At 65.6% G+C, this 16,032-nt stretch carries 13 protein-coding genes and 1 pseudogene; 12 read left to right on the top strand and 2 right to left on the bottom strand.

Annotation, left to right across the window (positions count from 1 at the left end; translation table 11 throughout):
- The 5 genes and pseudogenes from Q1X76_RS08520 to Q1X76_RS08500 form a co-directional block, all read left to right on the top strand.
- Positions 1-445 (top strand): annotated as a pseudogene (locus Q1X76_RS08520) (septum site-determining protein MinD); the annotation flags it as partial.
- Between the two features lie 77 nt (positions 446-522).
- Positions 523-936, top strand: coding sequence for a methylglyoxal synthase (locus Q1X76_RS08515; RefSeq protein ID WP_300719243.1), 414 nt, complete (start codon positions 523-525; stop codon positions 934-936).
- A gap of 588 nt (positions 937-1,524) precedes the next feature.
- Positions 1,525-1,872: a DsrE family protein gene (locus Q1X76_RS08510; protein WP_300719242.1), complete on the top strand. Its 348-nt coding sequence runs from the start codon at positions 1,525-1,527 to the stop codon at positions 1,870-1,872.
- Between the two features lie 303 nt (positions 1,873-2,175).
- Complete coding sequence (locus Q1X76_RS08505; protein WP_300719241.1) at positions 2,176-2,667, top strand: hypothetical protein; 492 nt, start codon at positions 2,176-2,178, stop codon at positions 2,665-2,667.
- Between the two features lie 279 nt (positions 2,668-2,946).
- Positions 2,947-3,435, top strand: a complete 489-nt coding sequence (locus Q1X76_RS08500) for a hypothetical protein (RefSeq protein WP_300719240.1) — start codon at positions 2,947-2,949, stop codon at positions 3,433-3,435.
- Positions 3,436-3,655: 220 nt separating this feature from the next.
- On the opposite strand, the gene typA is transcribed toward Q1X76_RS08500, so the two are convergent.
- Together typA and Q1X76_RS08490 are read right to left on the bottom strand one after the other, a co-directional pair.
- Positions 3,656-5,485, bottom strand: a complete 1,830-nt coding sequence (typA, locus tag Q1X76_RS08495) for a translational GTPase TypA (RefSeq protein WP_300719239.1) — start codon at positions 5,483-5,485, stop codon at positions 3,656-3,658.
- A gap of 67 nt (positions 5,486-5,552) precedes the next feature.
- Complete coding sequence (locus Q1X76_RS08490; RefSeq protein ID WP_300719238.1) at positions 5,553-6,383, bottom strand: purine-nucleoside phosphorylase; 831 nt, start codon at positions 6,381-6,383, stop codon at positions 5,553-5,555.
- A 141-nt stretch (positions 6,384-6,524) separates the two neighbouring features.
- Between Q1X76_RS08490 and Q1X76_RS08485 the strand changes: the two genes are divergently transcribed.
- From Q1X76_RS08485 to sat, 7 genes are all read left to right on the top strand, one after another.
- On the top strand, positions 6,525-7,964 hold the full coding sequence (locus Q1X76_RS08485) for a biotin carboxylase N-terminal domain-containing protein (RefSeq protein WP_300719237.1): 1,440 nt from the start codon (positions 6,525-6,527) through the stop codon (positions 7,962-7,964).
- A 60-nt stretch (positions 7,965-8,024) separates the two neighbouring features.
- Positions 8,025-10,268, top strand: a complete 2,244-nt coding sequence (locus tag Q1X76_RS08480) for a carboxyl transferase domain-containing protein (protein ID WP_300719236.1) — start codon at positions 8,025-8,027, stop codon at positions 10,266-10,268.
- A gap of 93 nt (positions 10,269-10,361) precedes the next feature.
- Positions 10,362-11,012, top strand: coding sequence for a biotin attachment protein (locus Q1X76_RS08475; RefSeq protein ID WP_300719235.1), 651 nt, complete (start codon positions 10,362-10,364; stop codon positions 11,010-11,012).
- A 6-nt stretch (positions 11,013-11,018) separates the two neighbouring features.
- A complete protein-coding gene (locus tag Q1X76_RS08470; RefSeq protein ID WP_300719234.1) occupies positions 11,019-11,801 on the top strand; it encodes a hypothetical protein in 783 nt (260 codons plus the stop codon).
- 36 nt (positions 11,802-11,837) lie between these two features.
- Entirely contained in the window at positions 11,838-12,365 is a 528-nt protein-coding gene (locus tag Q1X76_RS08465) for a single-stranded DNA-binding protein (protein WP_300719233.1), read from the top strand.
- A 363-nt stretch (positions 12,366-12,728) separates the two neighbouring features.
- Complete coding sequence (locus Q1X76_RS08460; RefSeq protein ID WP_300719232.1) at positions 12,729-14,090, top strand: cytochrome c peroxidase; 1,362 nt, start codon at positions 12,729-12,731, stop codon at positions 14,088-14,090.
- Between the two features lie 838 nt (positions 14,091-14,928).
- Positions 14,929-16,032, top strand: a 1,104-nt coding sequence (sat, locus tag Q1X76_RS08455) for a sulfate adenylyltransferase (RefSeq protein WP_300719231.1), incomplete at its 3' end; no start/stop codon positions are given.

Genomic DNA, 16,032 nt, shown 5'->3' with positions numbered 1-16,032 from the left:
GGCTTTCCGCCGGCTCATCGACCAGGCCCGGAAAATCTTTGACTTCTGCCTGGTGGACTCCCCCGCCGGTCTCGGCTCCGGGTTCCGCCTGGCCATCACCGGCTGCGACCGGTGCATTGTGGTCACCACCACCGATCCCACCAGCCTGCGGGACGCCCAGCGCACCGTAATGGAGCTGGGGCACCTGCCCCGTGGCCGGGTGCATCTGGTGGTGAACCGATGCAGGAGGAAGCTGCTGCGCTCCCTCCGCCAGACCATTGACGACGCGATTGATACAGCCGGGCTCCCCCTGCTGGGCGTGGTGCCGGAGGATGACGACCTCCCCCTGGCCCTGGGCAGAGGGATCCCCCTGCTGTTTATATACAACCGCTGCGCCAGCGTAGCCTACCGCAACATCGCCAGACGGCTGTGCGGCGAGAAGGTGAAGCTGATGAAGATCCCCTGAGAGACCAGTTTCTGAGAGAGCACTCCCTACGCAGGACACTCCGCTACCCCCCAAGAATTTTGAAAGGAGCTGCCACAATGTATATCGCACTCATGTCCCACGACAACAAAAAGGATCTGATGGTGCAGTTCTGCTCCGCCTACGCGGGCGTACTCAGCCGCCACAACCTTTGCGCCACCAATACCACCGGTAAGCTGATCGCCGCGGAAACCGGGCTGCAGGTGCACCTGTTCCTGTCCTGTATGCACGGCGGCAGCCAGCAGATCGGCGCCCGCATCGCCTACAATGAAATCGACATGGTCCTCTTCCTCGTGGACCCCAACGACTCCTCCATGGACAAGGAACTGCTGTACATCTCCCGCCTGTGCGACCAGAACAACGTGCCCTACGCCACCAACGTGGCCACAGCGGAGATGCTGGTGCTGGGCCTGGACCGGGGCGACCTGGACTGGCGGAACATCGTCAATCCCAAGAGCAAGCTGGCCAAGTAATTCTGGATAACCTTTCCCTTGACTTTTTCCCCAAATCTGCATAAAATAAGGCAATCATAGCGCATTGACCGGACAGGAGTACCCCCGTGGCCGCCCTTCCAGAGAGCGCCGCCCAGGCTGAGAGCGGCGCAGGATCCGGGCGGGGGGAAGACAGCCCGCGAGCGCGGGGCGGCAACGCCTGCGGCCTGCCCGCCGCCAAACCGGGCAAAGAGGGCCCTCCCCCGCCGGGGACGGGGCCCCGTCGCTGCTGCCCATGAGGACGCCCGGCGTCCCCGCGTCAGCTCCGGCGCTCCCGGCGGCTGCGCCCGGAGCCGCCCCCGTGCCTGCCACCTCGATGGCCAGCACATAGGGGATGCGTTCCCCCTGTCCGGCGGGCATCCGGGTGCCGCCAGCGTCGGCCAGTTCCTGGGCGGCGTCGCCGAACAGCAGGCCGCAGCCGCCCAGCAGCAGGCAGGTCGCGAAAAAAAGGAGCAAAAGAGGGCAGGTCCGGCGCATATCCAATGCCATAGCCGCAGTGGGGCGACTTGGCAAGACAAATTCCCTTTGCTACCATGCGACAGTTTATCCCTTTTTTCAGGAGCCTGTACCATGTCGTATGATCTCTGTCTGCATGTGGACGCCAATGACCCGGGCCTGCTGGCCTTTGCTTTCGTCAATGCCCGCAACTACCTGAACGGTCTGCCCGGCAAGGACTTCGAGCTGGTGCTGGTGGCCAACGGCCCGGCCGTCAAGCTGTTCGTGCCCGCCCAGGCCGAGCTGCAGAAGACCGCGGAAGACCTCATGGCCCGCGGCCTCAAGCTGCGTCTGTGCAAGAACGCCCTGGACGCCAACAAGCTGACCGCGGCCGATCTCTGGCCCGGCTGCGAAGTGGTGCCCGCCGGTCTGGTGGAGATCGTGGAACTGCAGAACAAGGGCTTCGCCTACATCAAACCGTAAGCGCATCCATCCGCGGGCATGATGCCCGTGGCAGCTGCCCTGGGGCAGCCGGGAGCCGGCAGGCGGCGGATGGCGCCGCAGCGGGACGCGGGAGCGTGTCTTGCCGCCCGGACGCGCACGGCGTCACGGCAAGGGGGCCGGGCGCCAGGGGGCGCAGCCATCCGCCATCGGGCCCGGAGGGGACGGCAGCCGGGGCAGCTCCATTTGCTGACCGCCGCCACGCAGCGGCACAGCGCGTACCCGTGTCCCGGCCTCCGCCCAGCATCGGGCACGGCCGGGCCGCACAGTCATGAGGGGGAAACTATGGCACGTATCGCAACTCTGGTCACGGCAGCTCTGCTGTCTCTGCTGCTCTGCGCCCAGGTCGCCCTGGCGGAAGAAGTGGAGACGGACAGCTTCACGCTCACTATCCCGCAGGGCTGGCAGAAGGTCGTCGCCCAGGAACAGGGCGTCTATATCCTGATGCTGCAGAAGACCGACAGCACCCAGGCCCTGAGCCTCATCATCGGCCCTGCCAGCCTCTCGGCCAGGCAGCTCGTCGAGCAGTACAAGACCAAGTTCGAGCAGTCCGGCTTCATCTGCAGCCAGCCCGTTGCCAAGGGCGATACCTGGACCCTGGAGTTCTCCTCCCAGGAACAGGGCCTGTACGGCCAGGGCTACACCACCTCCGACGGCGTCAAGAGCAGCATCTTCATGCTCATGGCGCCTGCGAAGGACAGCCTGCTCCAGCTCAAGGACTTCCTGAAGGCCAACTTCAAGGCTCTCGAGCCCAAGCTCTTCCCGGCTTCCTTCTAGAGCCTGCTGACACGACTTTTGCAATTTATTGCAAATAACGAGAAAGCACCCGTCACGCAGGTCCGGTCACGGATGCGTGGCGCATGCTCCCGTGCCCGTCTGAAAAAGCGCGCCGGGGCAAGGATGGGGCCCCTTCCCCCCAAAACTGGCTGCGGACAGTGCCGCAACGTGCCGGGGACGGCAACGGCGTCCGGGCCGCTGCCCTGCGGCGGGCACGGTCACGAGCGCACAGTCATGGGGGGAAACCATGGCACGAGCGCACAGGTACGGAGGGAGACCATGACACATATCGCCATACGGCTCAGCACGCTGCTGTTCGCTCTGCTGCTCTGCGCCCGGGTCGCGGCGGCGGAGGAGATCAGGACGGACAGCTTCGTGCTCACGGTGCCGCCGGGCTGGCAGCAGATCCGGACAGAGGGCGAGTTCTACAACCTGACCCTGCATGAGCCCGGCGACGCTCTGGTCCTGCTCCTCATCATCGGCCCTGCCAGGGTCCCGGTCGAACGCTTCGTGGAGCGCTACAGGGCCAAATTCGAGCGGGGCGGCTTCACCTGCAGCCCCATCACGACCCGGGACGGGACCTGCCTCATGGAGTTCTCTTCCCGGGAGCGCAAGGCGTACGGCAGCAGTTACGCAGCCTCCAACGGCAGCCAGACCAGCATCTTCATGCTCCTGGCACATGACAAGGCCGGCATCGCGAGACTCAGGGAGGTCCTGAGGGACAACTTCACGGCCCTGGATCCCGGGCTTTTCCCCAGGACGTTCTGACAGCCTGCGGGCCCGGCCTGCCCATACGGCACCGCACACGTCCCGGGCCGACCCGTACCGCGGCTTTGCGGGCCTGTCCGCCGGAAAGATCGGGACCACCCGCCCTGCGGGTGGTTTTTTGTTGCGCCCGTCAGGCGTGCAACAGGCTGGCGCCCATAAAAAAGGGCCGGCAGACATGGCGTCCCTGTCTGCCGGCCTCATGCATGCGGGAAAGCAGGCCCTAGGCCTTCTTCTTGGCCCCGGCCATCTGGTAGCGCTTCTGGGCGGAGAGTTCCACCTTGCGCAGGCGCAGAGAGAGGGGGGTCACTTCCACCAGCTCGTCCTCGCGCACGAAGTGCAGGGCGTGTTCCAGGGTCATCTTCTTCACGGGCGTGAGGATGACGTTCTCGTCCTTGCCGGCGGCGCGCAGGTTGGTGAGCTTCTTTTCCTTGGTGGCGTTGACGTCGATATCGTTGTCACGGTTGTGTTCGCCCACGATCATGCCTTCATAGACAGGATCGCCGGGCTCCACGAACAGGGTGCCGCGCGGCTCCAGGTTGAACAGGGCATAGGCCACGGCGCTGCCCGCGCGGTCGGCCACGATGGAACCGGAATAGCGGGTGGGGAAGTCGCCGCGCCATTCCTCATAGCCTTCCAGATAGGAATTCATGATGCCGGTGCCCTTGGTATCGGTGAGGAACTCGTCGCGGTAGCCGATGAGGCCGCGCGAGGGCACGGAGAATTCCAGGCGCACGCGGCCGGTGCCGTTGTTGGTGCAGTTGAGCATGCGGCCCTTGCGCTGGTTGAGCTTGTCCGTGACCACGCCCATGAAGACCTCGTCGCAGTCCACATAGAGGTGCTCGATGGGTTCCAGGGTCTTGCCGTCCCCGTCCTTCTTGAGGATGACCTCGGGGCGGCCCACGGAGAGCTCGAAGCCCTCGCGGCGCATGGTCTCGATGAGGATGGCCATCTGGAACTCGCCGCGGCCCTTGACCAGGAAGGCGTCCTTGTCGGCGGTGTCTTCCACGCGCACGGCCACGTTGCGCAGGCATTCGCGCTCCAGGCGGTCGCGGATCATGCGGCTCTGCACCAGCTTGCCCTCGCGCCCGGCCAGGGGCGAGGTGTTGATGCCGAAGCGCATGGCCACGGTGGGCTCGTCCACGCGGATGCGCGGCAGGGCGCGGGGGTTCTCGCGCGTGCAGATGGTGTCGCCGATGGTCACGTCCTCGATGCCGGCCACCACCACGATGTCGCCGGGCTGGGCCTTGTCCACCTCGGCCAGCTGCAGGCCCTCGTAGACCTGGATCTTGGAAGCGCGCAGGGGACGGGGCTGGCCGTCCTCGCCGATGCAGGCCAGGCTCTCGTTGGCGTAGATGCTGCCGTGCATGATGCGGCCCACGGCCAGGCGGCCCAGGTAGTCGGAGTAGTCCAGGTCGGCCACCAGCATCTGGAAGGGCTGCTCGGGATCGTAGGCAGGACCGGGGATCTTTTCGAGGATGGTCTCGAACAGGGGGGTCAGGTCCTTCTGCTCGTCGTCGATGTGGCGCATGGCCACACCGGCACGGCCGATGGCGTAGAGCACGGGGAATTCCAGCTGTTCGTCGCTGGCGTCCAGGTCGATGAACAGGTCGTAGACCTCGTTGAGCACCTCGTCGGGGCGGGCGTCCTTGCGGTCGATCTTGTTGATGACCACCACCACGGGCAGGCCGGCCTCCAGGGTCTTGCGCAGCACGAAACGGGTCTGGGGCAGCGGGCCTTCGGAGGCGTCCACCAGCAGGATGGCGCCGCTGGCCATGGAGAGCGAACGTTCCACCTCGCCGCCGAAGTCGGCGTGGCCGGGAGTGTCGATGATGTTGATCTTCACGCCGTTCCAGTGCACGGCGCAGTTCTTGGCCGCGATGGTGATGCCGCGTTCGCGTTCCAGATCCATGCTGTCCATGACGCGGTCATCCACCTGCTGGTCTGCTCGGAACACGCCGCTCTGACGGAAAAGGGCGTCCACCAGGGTCGTTTTGCCGTGGTCGACGTGGGCGATGATGGCCACGTTACGAAGTTTGTCATTCTGTTGCATAGTTCTGTCTCGCTCTGGTAAAAAAATCGCCCCGGAGTGATGCCGGGGCGCATGGTGTACGCGATTTTTACAGATTTGTCACCACCGCTTCCACAAGGCGGCCCAGATCCCGCCCGGCCCGCCCGGCCACGGCGATGACCTCCTCCAGGGGCGCGGGCCGCATGCAGTCGGGCAGGTTCTTGTTGGTCAGGCAGGAGATGCCCAGTACGCGCAGGCCCATATGGCGGGCGGCGATGACCTCCAGCACGGAGCTCATGCCCACGGCGTCGGCCCCCCACTGGCGGAACATGCGCGTCTCGGCCGGGCTTTCCATCTGCGGGCCGCGCACGCCGATGTAGACGCCGCGCTCCAGGCGGATGCCCAGGCCGAGCGCACAGCGGCAGGCCAGGTCGCGCAGGCCGGCGTCATAGATGGCGCTCATGTCGGGGAAGCGCTCGCCCCAGGCCTCGTGGTTGGGCCCGGTCAGGGGCGAGGCTCCGGTGAAATTGATCTGGTCGCTGATGCACATCAGGCCCCCGGCCTCGAACTGCGGGTTCAGCGCGCCCGCGGCATTGGTCAGGATCAGGGTCCGCGCGCCCAGGCCCGCCATGACGCGCACGCCCATGCAGACCTTGTCCGGGCCGAAGCCCTCGTAAAGATGGCAGCGGCCCTGCTGCGCCAGCACGGTGCGCCCGCCCAGACGCCCCAGCACGAAGGCCCCGGCATGCGAGGCCACGGTGGAGACCGGGAAGCCCGGCAGCTCGGCATAGGGCACGCTGACCACGTCCTCCATGCGCTCCACCAGGCCCGAAAGGCCGGTGCCCAGGATGAGGGCCGCATGGGGGCGGCCGGGCAGCGCGGCCCCCAGACGGCGCCGGAGCGCGGCCAGCACGAGCTGGACTTCTTGCCAGTTTTGCATAAAATTGTCCCTCTCAGATATTGAAGACCAGGCCGATATGCTGTAGGAGCTTTTGTTTTTCAGCGGCAAAGGCGCATCGCTTTATAGCGCGCCGGCGCCCATTTCACAAGAGCGGCACAGCACCGCCCTCAGGAGACCGCCTTGGAGACCAGCCAGAAAGATTCTTTGCAACAGCACAAGGTCCTCGTCGCCAACCGCGGCGAGATCGCCATACGCATCATGCGGGCCTGCCGCAAGCTGGGTGTGGCCTTTACCGCCATCTATACCGCCGAGGACGCCGCTTCGGGCCATGTGCGCTACGCCCGTGAGAACGGCGGCGAGCGCAGCCTGTTCCGCGTCTCTTCCTATCACGACGCCAACGAACTCATGTCCGTGGCCGACCAGGCCGGCTGCACGGCCGTGCACCCCGGCTACGGCTTCTTCGCCGAAGACTTCCGCTTCGCCCGCCGCGTGACCAAACGCGACCGCAAGATGATCTTCATCGGCCCCTCGTGGAAGATCATCCGCGAGCTGGGCGACAAGATCAACACCAAGCGTCTGGCCCGCAGCCTGGACGTGCCCACCGTGCCCGGCTCCGACCGCCCCATCTATGACGAGATGGAAGCCGAGCGCATCGCCCGCAGCGTGTTCGAGTTCCAGGAGCTGCAGGGCATCAAGCGCCCGCTGGTGCTGGTCAAGGCCTCGGCCGGCGGCGGCGGCATGGGCATCGAGGAAGTCTACGACATCGACAACTTCCGCTCCGTCTACCGCCGCATCCGCAACTACGCCATGCGCCAGTTCAAGGACGAGGGCGTGCTCATCGAGCAGCGCATCACGGACTTCAACCATCTGGAAGTCCAGATCGTCTCCGACCGCAGCGGCAAGAACCCCGTACATTTCGGCACCCGCAACTGCTCCATCCAGTCCACCGGCCTGCAGAAGCGCGTGGAAGTGGCCCCGGGCTTCGTGCCCAGCCAGATGGACTACAGCTTCGACGCCGCCAAGGTGCTGCAGGACATCGTCCACTACTCCCTGACCATGGCCCGCAAGGTGGGCTATGACAACGTGGGCACCTGGGAATGGATCGTCACCCGCCAGGGCGAGCCCTTCCTCATGGAAGTGAACACCCGCATCCAGGTGGAGAACGGCGTCTCGGCCTGCATCTCCAGCATCCGCAACCACGAGGGCCCCGTGGACCTCATCGCCGAGCAGATCCGCATCGGCCTGGGCGAGCCCCTGGGCTATACCCAGGACGACGTGACCTTCGACGGCGTGGGCATCGAATACCGCCTCATCGCCGAAGACCCGGACAACGGCTTCACCCCCTGGGTGGGCCGCATCGAGCGCTTCACCTGGAAGGAGGAGCCCTGGCTCACCATGCTGACCCATGTGCCCACCGACACGCCCTACGAGATCCCCACCGAATTCGACCCCAACCTGGCCCTGGCCATCATCTGGGGCAAGGATCTGGCCGAGGCCCGGGCGCGCGGCGTCTCCTTCCTGGACAACCTGCATCTGGAAGGCCGCAACAACGCCGGCGAGGCGCTCAAGTCCAACGTGGATTTCCTGCGGACCAACACCGCCCGGACCCTGCGCTTCTAGCCGCCGGGCCGCCCCGCGCGGCGGCCCCCTCCCATCAACGTCAAACGGCGCAAGCAGATTATGGACAACACTATCGAAAAACGCATCCAAAGCCTGAGCGACAGGCTCTCGTATACGCGCGACATCTTCGCGGGCAAGCATGAGGACAGCATCCGCCTGCTGGACGAAAAGCTGGCCGAGTTCACCGCCAACGTCCGCAGCGGCGCCCTTGAGGACCCCCACACCGAGATCGCCTCGCTGGAAGACCTGTTCGTCTTTGTGGAAAAACGGCTGGAAAAGCTCATCACGCCCATGGACCGGGTACGCATCGTGCGCCATCCCCAGCGCATCTGTCTGCGTGACATCCTGGAGAACGTCTATGACAACTTCACCGAGGTGGGCGGCCAGGACGAGCACAGCCTCGACCCCAGCATGCTCATCGCCCGCGCGGTCTTCACCCGCCGCCGCGGCAAGAAGATGCACACCCAGTCGGTGATGGTCATCGGGCAGGAAAAGGGCCACGGCGCCGAGTTCCGCAACGGCGGCTCCGTGAAGCCCTGGGGCAACGCCAAGGCCCTGCAGTACATGCGCGTGGCCGAGACCGAGGGCATCCCCATCCACTGCTACATCTTCACGCCCGGCTCCTATCCCATCGAGGACTACCCCGGCGCGGCCCAGCAGATCGCCCGCAACATCTACACCATGGCCGGCCTGCGCGTGCCCGTGATCTCCATCATCTCCGAGGGCGGCTCCGGCGGCGCCGAGGCCATCGGCCTGGCCGACAAGCGCCTCATGCTCTCCCACGGCTACTACTCGGTCATCTCGCCCGAAGGCGGGGCCGCCATCGAAGGCCGCCTCAAGGCCGGGCAGCGCGCCGCGCCCGAGCTCATCGAGCACTGCGCCCAGAACCTGCACATCACGGCCCAGGACAACCTCGGCTTCGGCTACATCGACAGCGTGGTGCAGGAACCCGCCCTGGGCGCCCGGCCGCATCACTTCGACTTTTTCCGCGCCCTGCGGCAGGAAGTGCTGCGCGCCACCGACGAGGTGGTCATCAGCAACACCAAGCCGCCCGTGATCCGCGGCCTGGCCCTGGCGCGCCTGCGCAACCCCGAGGCCAACCTGGACGAGATGTATGTGCGCTGGGGCATGTCCGGCGCGGCCAAGAACCGCATGCGCGAACGCCGCCAGCAGAAGTTCCTGCGCCTGTCGCGCTCGGCCGCCATCGACAACCGGCCCTTCCTGGCCAAGAACGCCGCCGCCCTGCGCGACTGGGCCACCAAGCCCTGGATGCACTTCAAGTACGACTTCCTGCGCCGCCACAAGCGCAAGCTGCACAACATCCTGGAAGAGCTGGGCAGCGAATGGGACGTGTTCAAGGGCCGCATCTTCAGCCCCTGGAAGCGCATCGCCTCCCCGGCGGAAAAGAAGGCCGCGGCCAAGGAACTGACCACCCTGTCCAACTGGGTGGAAGACAACCGCGTGAGCAAGTGGAACTACCTCTCGCCGCGCTACAAGATCGACCGCACCATCACCTGCCCCAACAGCGCCTCCTACGGCTGCCTGGACCTCTGGGGCCCGGACCTGTTCGCCGAGTTCGCGGGCGTGTGCAGCCATTGCGGCTACCACTTCCCCATGGAACCGGAATGGTATGTGCAGAACGTCTTCGACAAGGGCTCGGTCTTCGAGTTCAACCGCGAGATCGAAGCCGGCAACCCGCTGAACTTCCCCAACTTCGAGGAGCGCATCAGGGCCGCCCAGGAAAAGACCGGCTGCCGCAGCGGCTGCATGACCTTCGAGGCCCGCATCGACGGCATCAAGATGGTGGTGGCCATGCTCATGGGCACCTTCCGCGGCGGTTCCTTCGGCGCCGCCGAAGGCTACAAGTTCGTGGAGGCCGCCGCCCGCGCCGCCAAGAAGCGCTATCCCTTCCTGGCCTATGTGCACGGCACCGCCGGCATCCGCATCCAGGAAGGCACCCACGGCGTCATCCAGATGCCGCGCTGCACCGTGGCCGTGCGCCGCTACATCGAGTCCGGCGGCCTGTACCTGGTGCTCTACGATACCAACTCCTTCGCCGGTCCCGTGGCCAGCTTCCTGGGCTGCGCGCCCTACCAGTTCGCGGTGCGCTCCTCCAACATCGGCTTCGCCGGTCCCGGCGTCATCAAGGAGACCACCGGCATGGACATCCCGCCCAAGTACCACCGTTCCTACCGGGCGCTGTCGCGCGGGCATATCCAGGGCATCTGGGACCGTCGCCAGATCCGTGCCAATCTCAAGCAGGCCCTGCTCACCATGGGCGGGCGCAACCTGTACTACCGTTAGCCGACAGCGGGCGGGGCGCCGCCGGCGCCCCGCCTTCCGCCGCCCTCTCCGGTGCGGCCCCACCCAAGACCAAGGAAACAGCGGGAAAAACGCATGATCAACATTTCCGCATTGCTGGATGAAATCAAAGCCTCTCCCTACCGCGAGATCACCATCCGCACGCCCCACACCGGCGTGGTGACCTTCGCCGACATCAAGGAAGGCGACGAGGTCCTCGGCCCCCAGGGCCAGTGGAAGGAAAAGCCCGGCACCCGCCTGGCCACCCTGGAACGCGAACGCAACCCCAAACCCATCTGCTCGCCCGAAAAAGGCGTGGTCAGCAGGATCCACAGCCAGCTGGAAGGCATGTTCGTGGAAGCGGGCACGCCCCTGATGGTCATCCGCCACATGCTCACCCGCAGCGAGGTGGAACACAAGATCCTCAAGAAGGCCCTGCACCTCTTCCGCGCGCCCGAACGGGCCAAGTATTACTTCACGCCCGAAGTGGACAAGAAGATCCGCGCCTCGGACGCCCACTCCGTGGTGGTGCGCGACGGCATGGAGCTGCTCATCATGTCGCGCATGAAGCGCGAGGTGCCCCTGCACTACAGCGGCCCCACGGGCGTCATCTACGCCGTCTACTTCAGCTACAACGAAAACATGGATGCGGACGCGCCCCTCATCGGCGTCTGCCCGCAGGAACAGCTGCCCGTCATCCAGGACGTCATCATGCGCGTCCAGACCGAGTGGACGGAAAAAGGCTAGACCGTCATGGGCATGGCACTGCAGATCCGCCAGAAGGCCGCGGACGATCCCGACGGCCTCACGGCCCGCCGCTGGCCCGCCCTGCTGGCCCTGGCCCGCAAGGCCGCCGAGCCCTATGGCGAGGACATCGCCGCCTGGCTGGGCCTGCCCGGCGCGCAGGCCCCCGGCCTGCTGGAGCTGGCCCAGTGCCTGAGCCGCCTGACCATGCGTGATGTGGACGCCCTGGCCCCCCTCTCCCTGGACAGCCTGCGCCCCCTCTGCGACCTGACCCGCCGCTGCGAGGACGCCCTCGGCAGCTGGCAGGGCGGAGAGGCCGCCGCCGGCCTCACGGCCCTGGCCGCCCTGCTGGACGGTCTGGAAGCCGCTCTGGCGCAGACGGCCGTCCCGGCGCCCCTGACCGGGCCGGTGGCCCGCATCAGGACCGTGGCCGTCACCTGGAACCCCGCCCTGCTGGAAGAATGCTGGCCCGGCCTCAGCCTGCTGGCCTTCGGCCCGGCCGGCGCGGGCAAGGCGGGCGTGACGGACCTGCTGGACGTCCTGGAAAGGGGCATGGCCGAAAAACGCTGGCCCCAGCAGCAGGAGCCCTTCAAGGAGGCGCTGGCCGAGGCCCTCGTGCAGCGCAGCCGCCTGGACGCGGCCCTGCGGGCCAACGATCCCCGCGCCGCCCACCGGGCCAGCGAGGACCTGGAAGACGCCCTGACCAGGATGGAGGACTGTCTGTCCGCCACGGGCTCCGGCCCCCAACGCAAAAAGCCGTCCTTCTTCCGCCGCCTTTTCGGCCTGCGCTGAGACGGCATCCGAGCTATTGCTCAAGGAGCAGAAGATATGCTGAACAAAGTCATGATCATCGGTCGCCTTGGTCGCGACCCCGAACTGCGCTATACCCAGAGCGGTTCGCCGGTGGCCAGCCTCAACGTGGCCACGGACGAATCCTATATGGACCGCGACGGCAACAAGGTGGAACGCACCGAATGGCACCGCGTGTCCGTGTTCCAGCGCCAGGCCGAGAACTGCGCCAATTTCCTGTCCAAGGGCAGCCTGGTCTATGTGGAAGGCAGCCTGCAGACCCGCAAATGGCAGGACCAGAACGGCCAGGACCGCTATACCACCGAGATCAAGGCCCAGCGCGTCCAGTTCCTGGACCGCCGCGGCGATGCCTCCCGCGCCGACGCGGGCGGCTATGACGACGACTACGGCGCGCCCGCGCCCCGCGCTCCCCGTGGCAATATGGGCGGCAACAACATGGGCGGCCAGCGCCAGGCCCCGCGCCGTCCCGCGCCCCAGCAGCGCGACGACGACCTGGGCCCCGCCTTCCCCTCCGAAGCCTCCAATATGGACGAGGTGCCCTTCTAGGCCCGCCGTCCCGCCCCGCGCCCCGTGTCCGCCGGACACGGCCGTTGTCCCGCCGCTTCCCGGGGGGGCCGGCCGCGGACGGACGCGGCAGGCCGCGTATGCCCCTGGAAGGAAGGGATGCCATCATGGCATCCCTTCCTTTTTTATGCGCCATTTCAGATGGTTGTACATAGCCCACTTGAATCATTGATAAAATAGCAAAAGTTCCAGTGAGCATCCCTGAAAAACATACAAAATCTGAGGTGTTGTCCAATTAACAATAAATATTACTATTGACATATATCGCCATTTGTGAAAAAAACCTCTTGCTGCACCCGCAAACAAACTGATGCCGTCCCGGCATCGCCCCCAAGGAGGATGCATATGAAGGAAAAACTGCTGGCTTCCGCCGCCGTCGTGCTGCTGGCCTGCACCCCTGCCATGGCGCAGGGGCTGGACGAGGTGAAAAGCAAATTTGCCAGTGTCTCGGGCATCGTGCAGGACAAGTGCATGGCCTGCCACTCCCGTGGCTATGACCTGCCGTTCTATGCCAAGGTGCCCGGTATCCGCGGCATCATCGAACAGGACTACAGGGACGGCATCCGCGCCCTGGACCTCAATCAGGAACTGGTGCAGCGCAAGGACAAGCCCGTGGGCGAGACCGTGATCGCCAAGATGGAATGGGTCATCCACAACGACACCATGCCGCCGGCCAAGTTCGCCATCGTACACTGGGGCAGCCGCCTGTCCGACAAGGACAAGAAGGACATCCTGGCCTGGGCGGCCGAGACGCGCAAGGCCCACTATGCCACGGATGCGGCCCCCGAGCACGCCAACGAGCCCATCCAGCCCATCCCCCGCAGCCTGCCCGTGGACGAAGCCAAAGTGGCCCTGGGCAAGGCCCTGTTCAACGACGTGCGCATCTCCGCCGACAGCACCGTGGCCTGCGCCAGCTGTCATGCCCTGGACAAGGCCGGCACGGACAACGCCCGCTTCTCCGAGGGCATCCGCAAGCAGCTGGGCGATGTGAACGCGCCCACCACCTTCAATGCCGTGTTCAACTTCGTGCAGTTCTGGGACGGCCGCGCGGCCGACCTGCAGGAACAGGCCGGCGGCCCGCCGCTGAACCCCATCGAGATGGGCAGCAAGGACTGGCAGGAGATCACGGCCCGTCTGGCCGCCGATGCCGAACTGAGCGCGAAGTTCCGCGCCGTCTATCCCGACGGCTGGTCCGAGAAGAACATCACGGACGCCATCGCCGAATACGAAAAGACCCTCATCTCGCCCGACAGCCGCTTCGACCGCTGGCTGCGCGGCGACAAGTCCGCCCTCACCGCCGCCGAGGTGGAAGGCTACGAACGCTTCAAGGCCTATCGCTGCGCCTCCTGCCATGTGGGCAAGGGCATGGGCGGCCAGTCCTATGAATACATGGACCTCAAGAAGGACTACTTCGCCGACCGCGGCGGCAAGCCGCTGGGCTCGGACAAGGGCCGCTTCAATGCCAGCAAGCAGGAAGAAGACATGCACCGCTTCAAGGTGCCCAACCTGCGCAACGTGGAGCTGACCCATCCCTACCTGCACGACGGCACCGTCACCACCCTGGACGAAGCCGTGCGCATCATGGGTGCCTACTGCTCCGGCCTGGACGTGCCTGAAAAGGACCGCAACCTCATCGTGGGCTTCCTGCGCACTCTGACCGGCCAGCATCAGGGCCAGCCCGTGCAGGGCACGCCCGTCTCCCGCTAGCCCCGCCCCCCGGACAGCCGTCGCGGCCCGCCGCGTCACGGCAAGGCCCGGCATCCCCGATGCCGGGCTTTTTTCCGGTCTCCTCCCCGGCCCTGTGCCCCGCCGGGACGGGCCGCCCTTCCTGCCCGGACCTCCTGCCCGTCCCCGATTGCCGCGCTCCCGCGAGCCGGCCCGTCATCCTCCTTCGGGGACGCAGGCACGATATGCCGCTGCGCCCCGCGCACCGACGTATCCGCCACGCCCGTGCGCGGACGTGTGCGTCGCTCGTCCACCAGCAGCGCAGGGGCCGCTCCACGGCCTTCCGCCGCGGCCTGTCCCCGTCCCCCCGTGCGGACGGCCGTCGCCAGCCGCCCGGCCTTCCGCGCCGCGCAGTCCCCGGACGACGGGCAGCCGGATATGCCCAAAGCCCCCCGCAGAGGGTCGCATTCCTGCCCGAGCCGATTTCGCTGCAAGAATTTATCCTGCATTTTCGCAGGGCTGCGTGGCAGTCACGGCAGGAGGCCCGCAGGCCCCCTTTTCATGGCGCGGCGGCCGTGCTATGTTCCCCGCAAATTCCGGCCACGGGCTTTGCCTGCCCTGCGGCGGGAGCAGCCGGCCGGGACGGTGTGGCCCGAGTGCGCGTGAATTTTCACAATAAAAAATTTTCAGCGCTCTTCGTCTGTTAAATCAGTGCGATAGCCGTTTCAGTCCGCGTCCTTCGTGCGTCGTTTCCGTGAAAAATCCGGAAATGCGGTTGACTTTTTGTTAGATTATTCACAAGATGCAACTCACAAAGAGACGTTACGGATGCGCCCATTGCGCAACGGTATAGCAACAAAATCAAATGGAGGATTTCTCAATGTCCAAACTGGTTCCCCCTCATGGTGGCAAGGGCCTGGTGTGTTGCCTGCTGGAAGGCGCGGCTCTGGAAGAAGAAAAGAAAAAGGCTGCCGGCCTGAAGCAGATTGAGATCTCCTCTCGCGCCAAGGGCGACCTGATCATGATGGGCATCGGCGGCTTCTCGCCCCTGAACGGCTTCATGAACAAGGCCGACTGGAAGAGCGTGTGCGAAAACATGACGCTGTCCGACGGCACCTTCTGGCCCGTGCCCGTGACCCTGGACATCTCCGCTGACGACGCCAAGGGCCTGAAAGCCGGCGACGAAGTGGCCCTGGTCCGCAAGGGCGAACTCATGGCCACCCTGAAGGTCGAAGAAGTCTATGAAATGACCGAAGCCGACAAGAAGTGGGAATGCGAACTGGTGTTCAAGGGCGAAGGCCCCGACTCCGAAAAGTTCTGGGAAGTGGCCCCCAATGACCATCCCGGCGTGAAGATGGTCCTGGCCCAGAAGGAATACAACCTGGCCGGTACCGTGAAAGTGCTCTCCCAGGGCGAATTCCCCGAAAAGTTCCCCGGCGTGTACATGACCCCCGCCCAGCTGCGTGCCAAGATGGACGAACGCGGCTGGCAGAAGGTCGCCGCCCTGCAGCTGCGCAACCCCATGCACCGCTCGCATGAATACCTGGCCAAGATCGGCGTCGAAGTGTGCGACGGCGTGGTCATCCACTCCCTGGTGGGCGCCCTGAAACCCGGCGACATCCCGGCCGAAGTGCGCGTGAAATGCATCGACACCCTGGTCGACAAGTACTTCGTGAAAGACTTCGTCATCCAGGCCGGCTATCCTCTGGACATGCGCTATGCCGGTCCCCGCGAAGCCCTGCTGCACGCCACCTTCCGTCAGAACTACGGCATCAACAACCTGCTGGTCGGCCGTGACCACGCCGGTGTGGGCGACTTCTACGGCATGTTCGAAGCCCAGGAAATCTTCCGCAAGATCCCTGTGCCCGCCGAAGAAGGCAAGCGCCTGCTCTGCCAGCCGCTGAACATCGACTGGACCTTCTACTGCAAGAAGTGCGACGGCATGGCCTCCATGCGCACCTGCCCCCACGGCAAGGAAGACCGC

The sequence above is a fragment of the uncultured Desulfovibrio sp. genome, assembly GCF_949282365.1.
Classification (GTDB): Bacteria; Desulfobacterota; Desulfovibrionia; order Desulfovibrionales; family Desulfovibrionaceae; genus Desulfovibrio.
The sequence above is the reverse complement of the archived record's forward strand: the minus strand, read 5'-3'. Positions and strand labels throughout refer to the sequence as shown.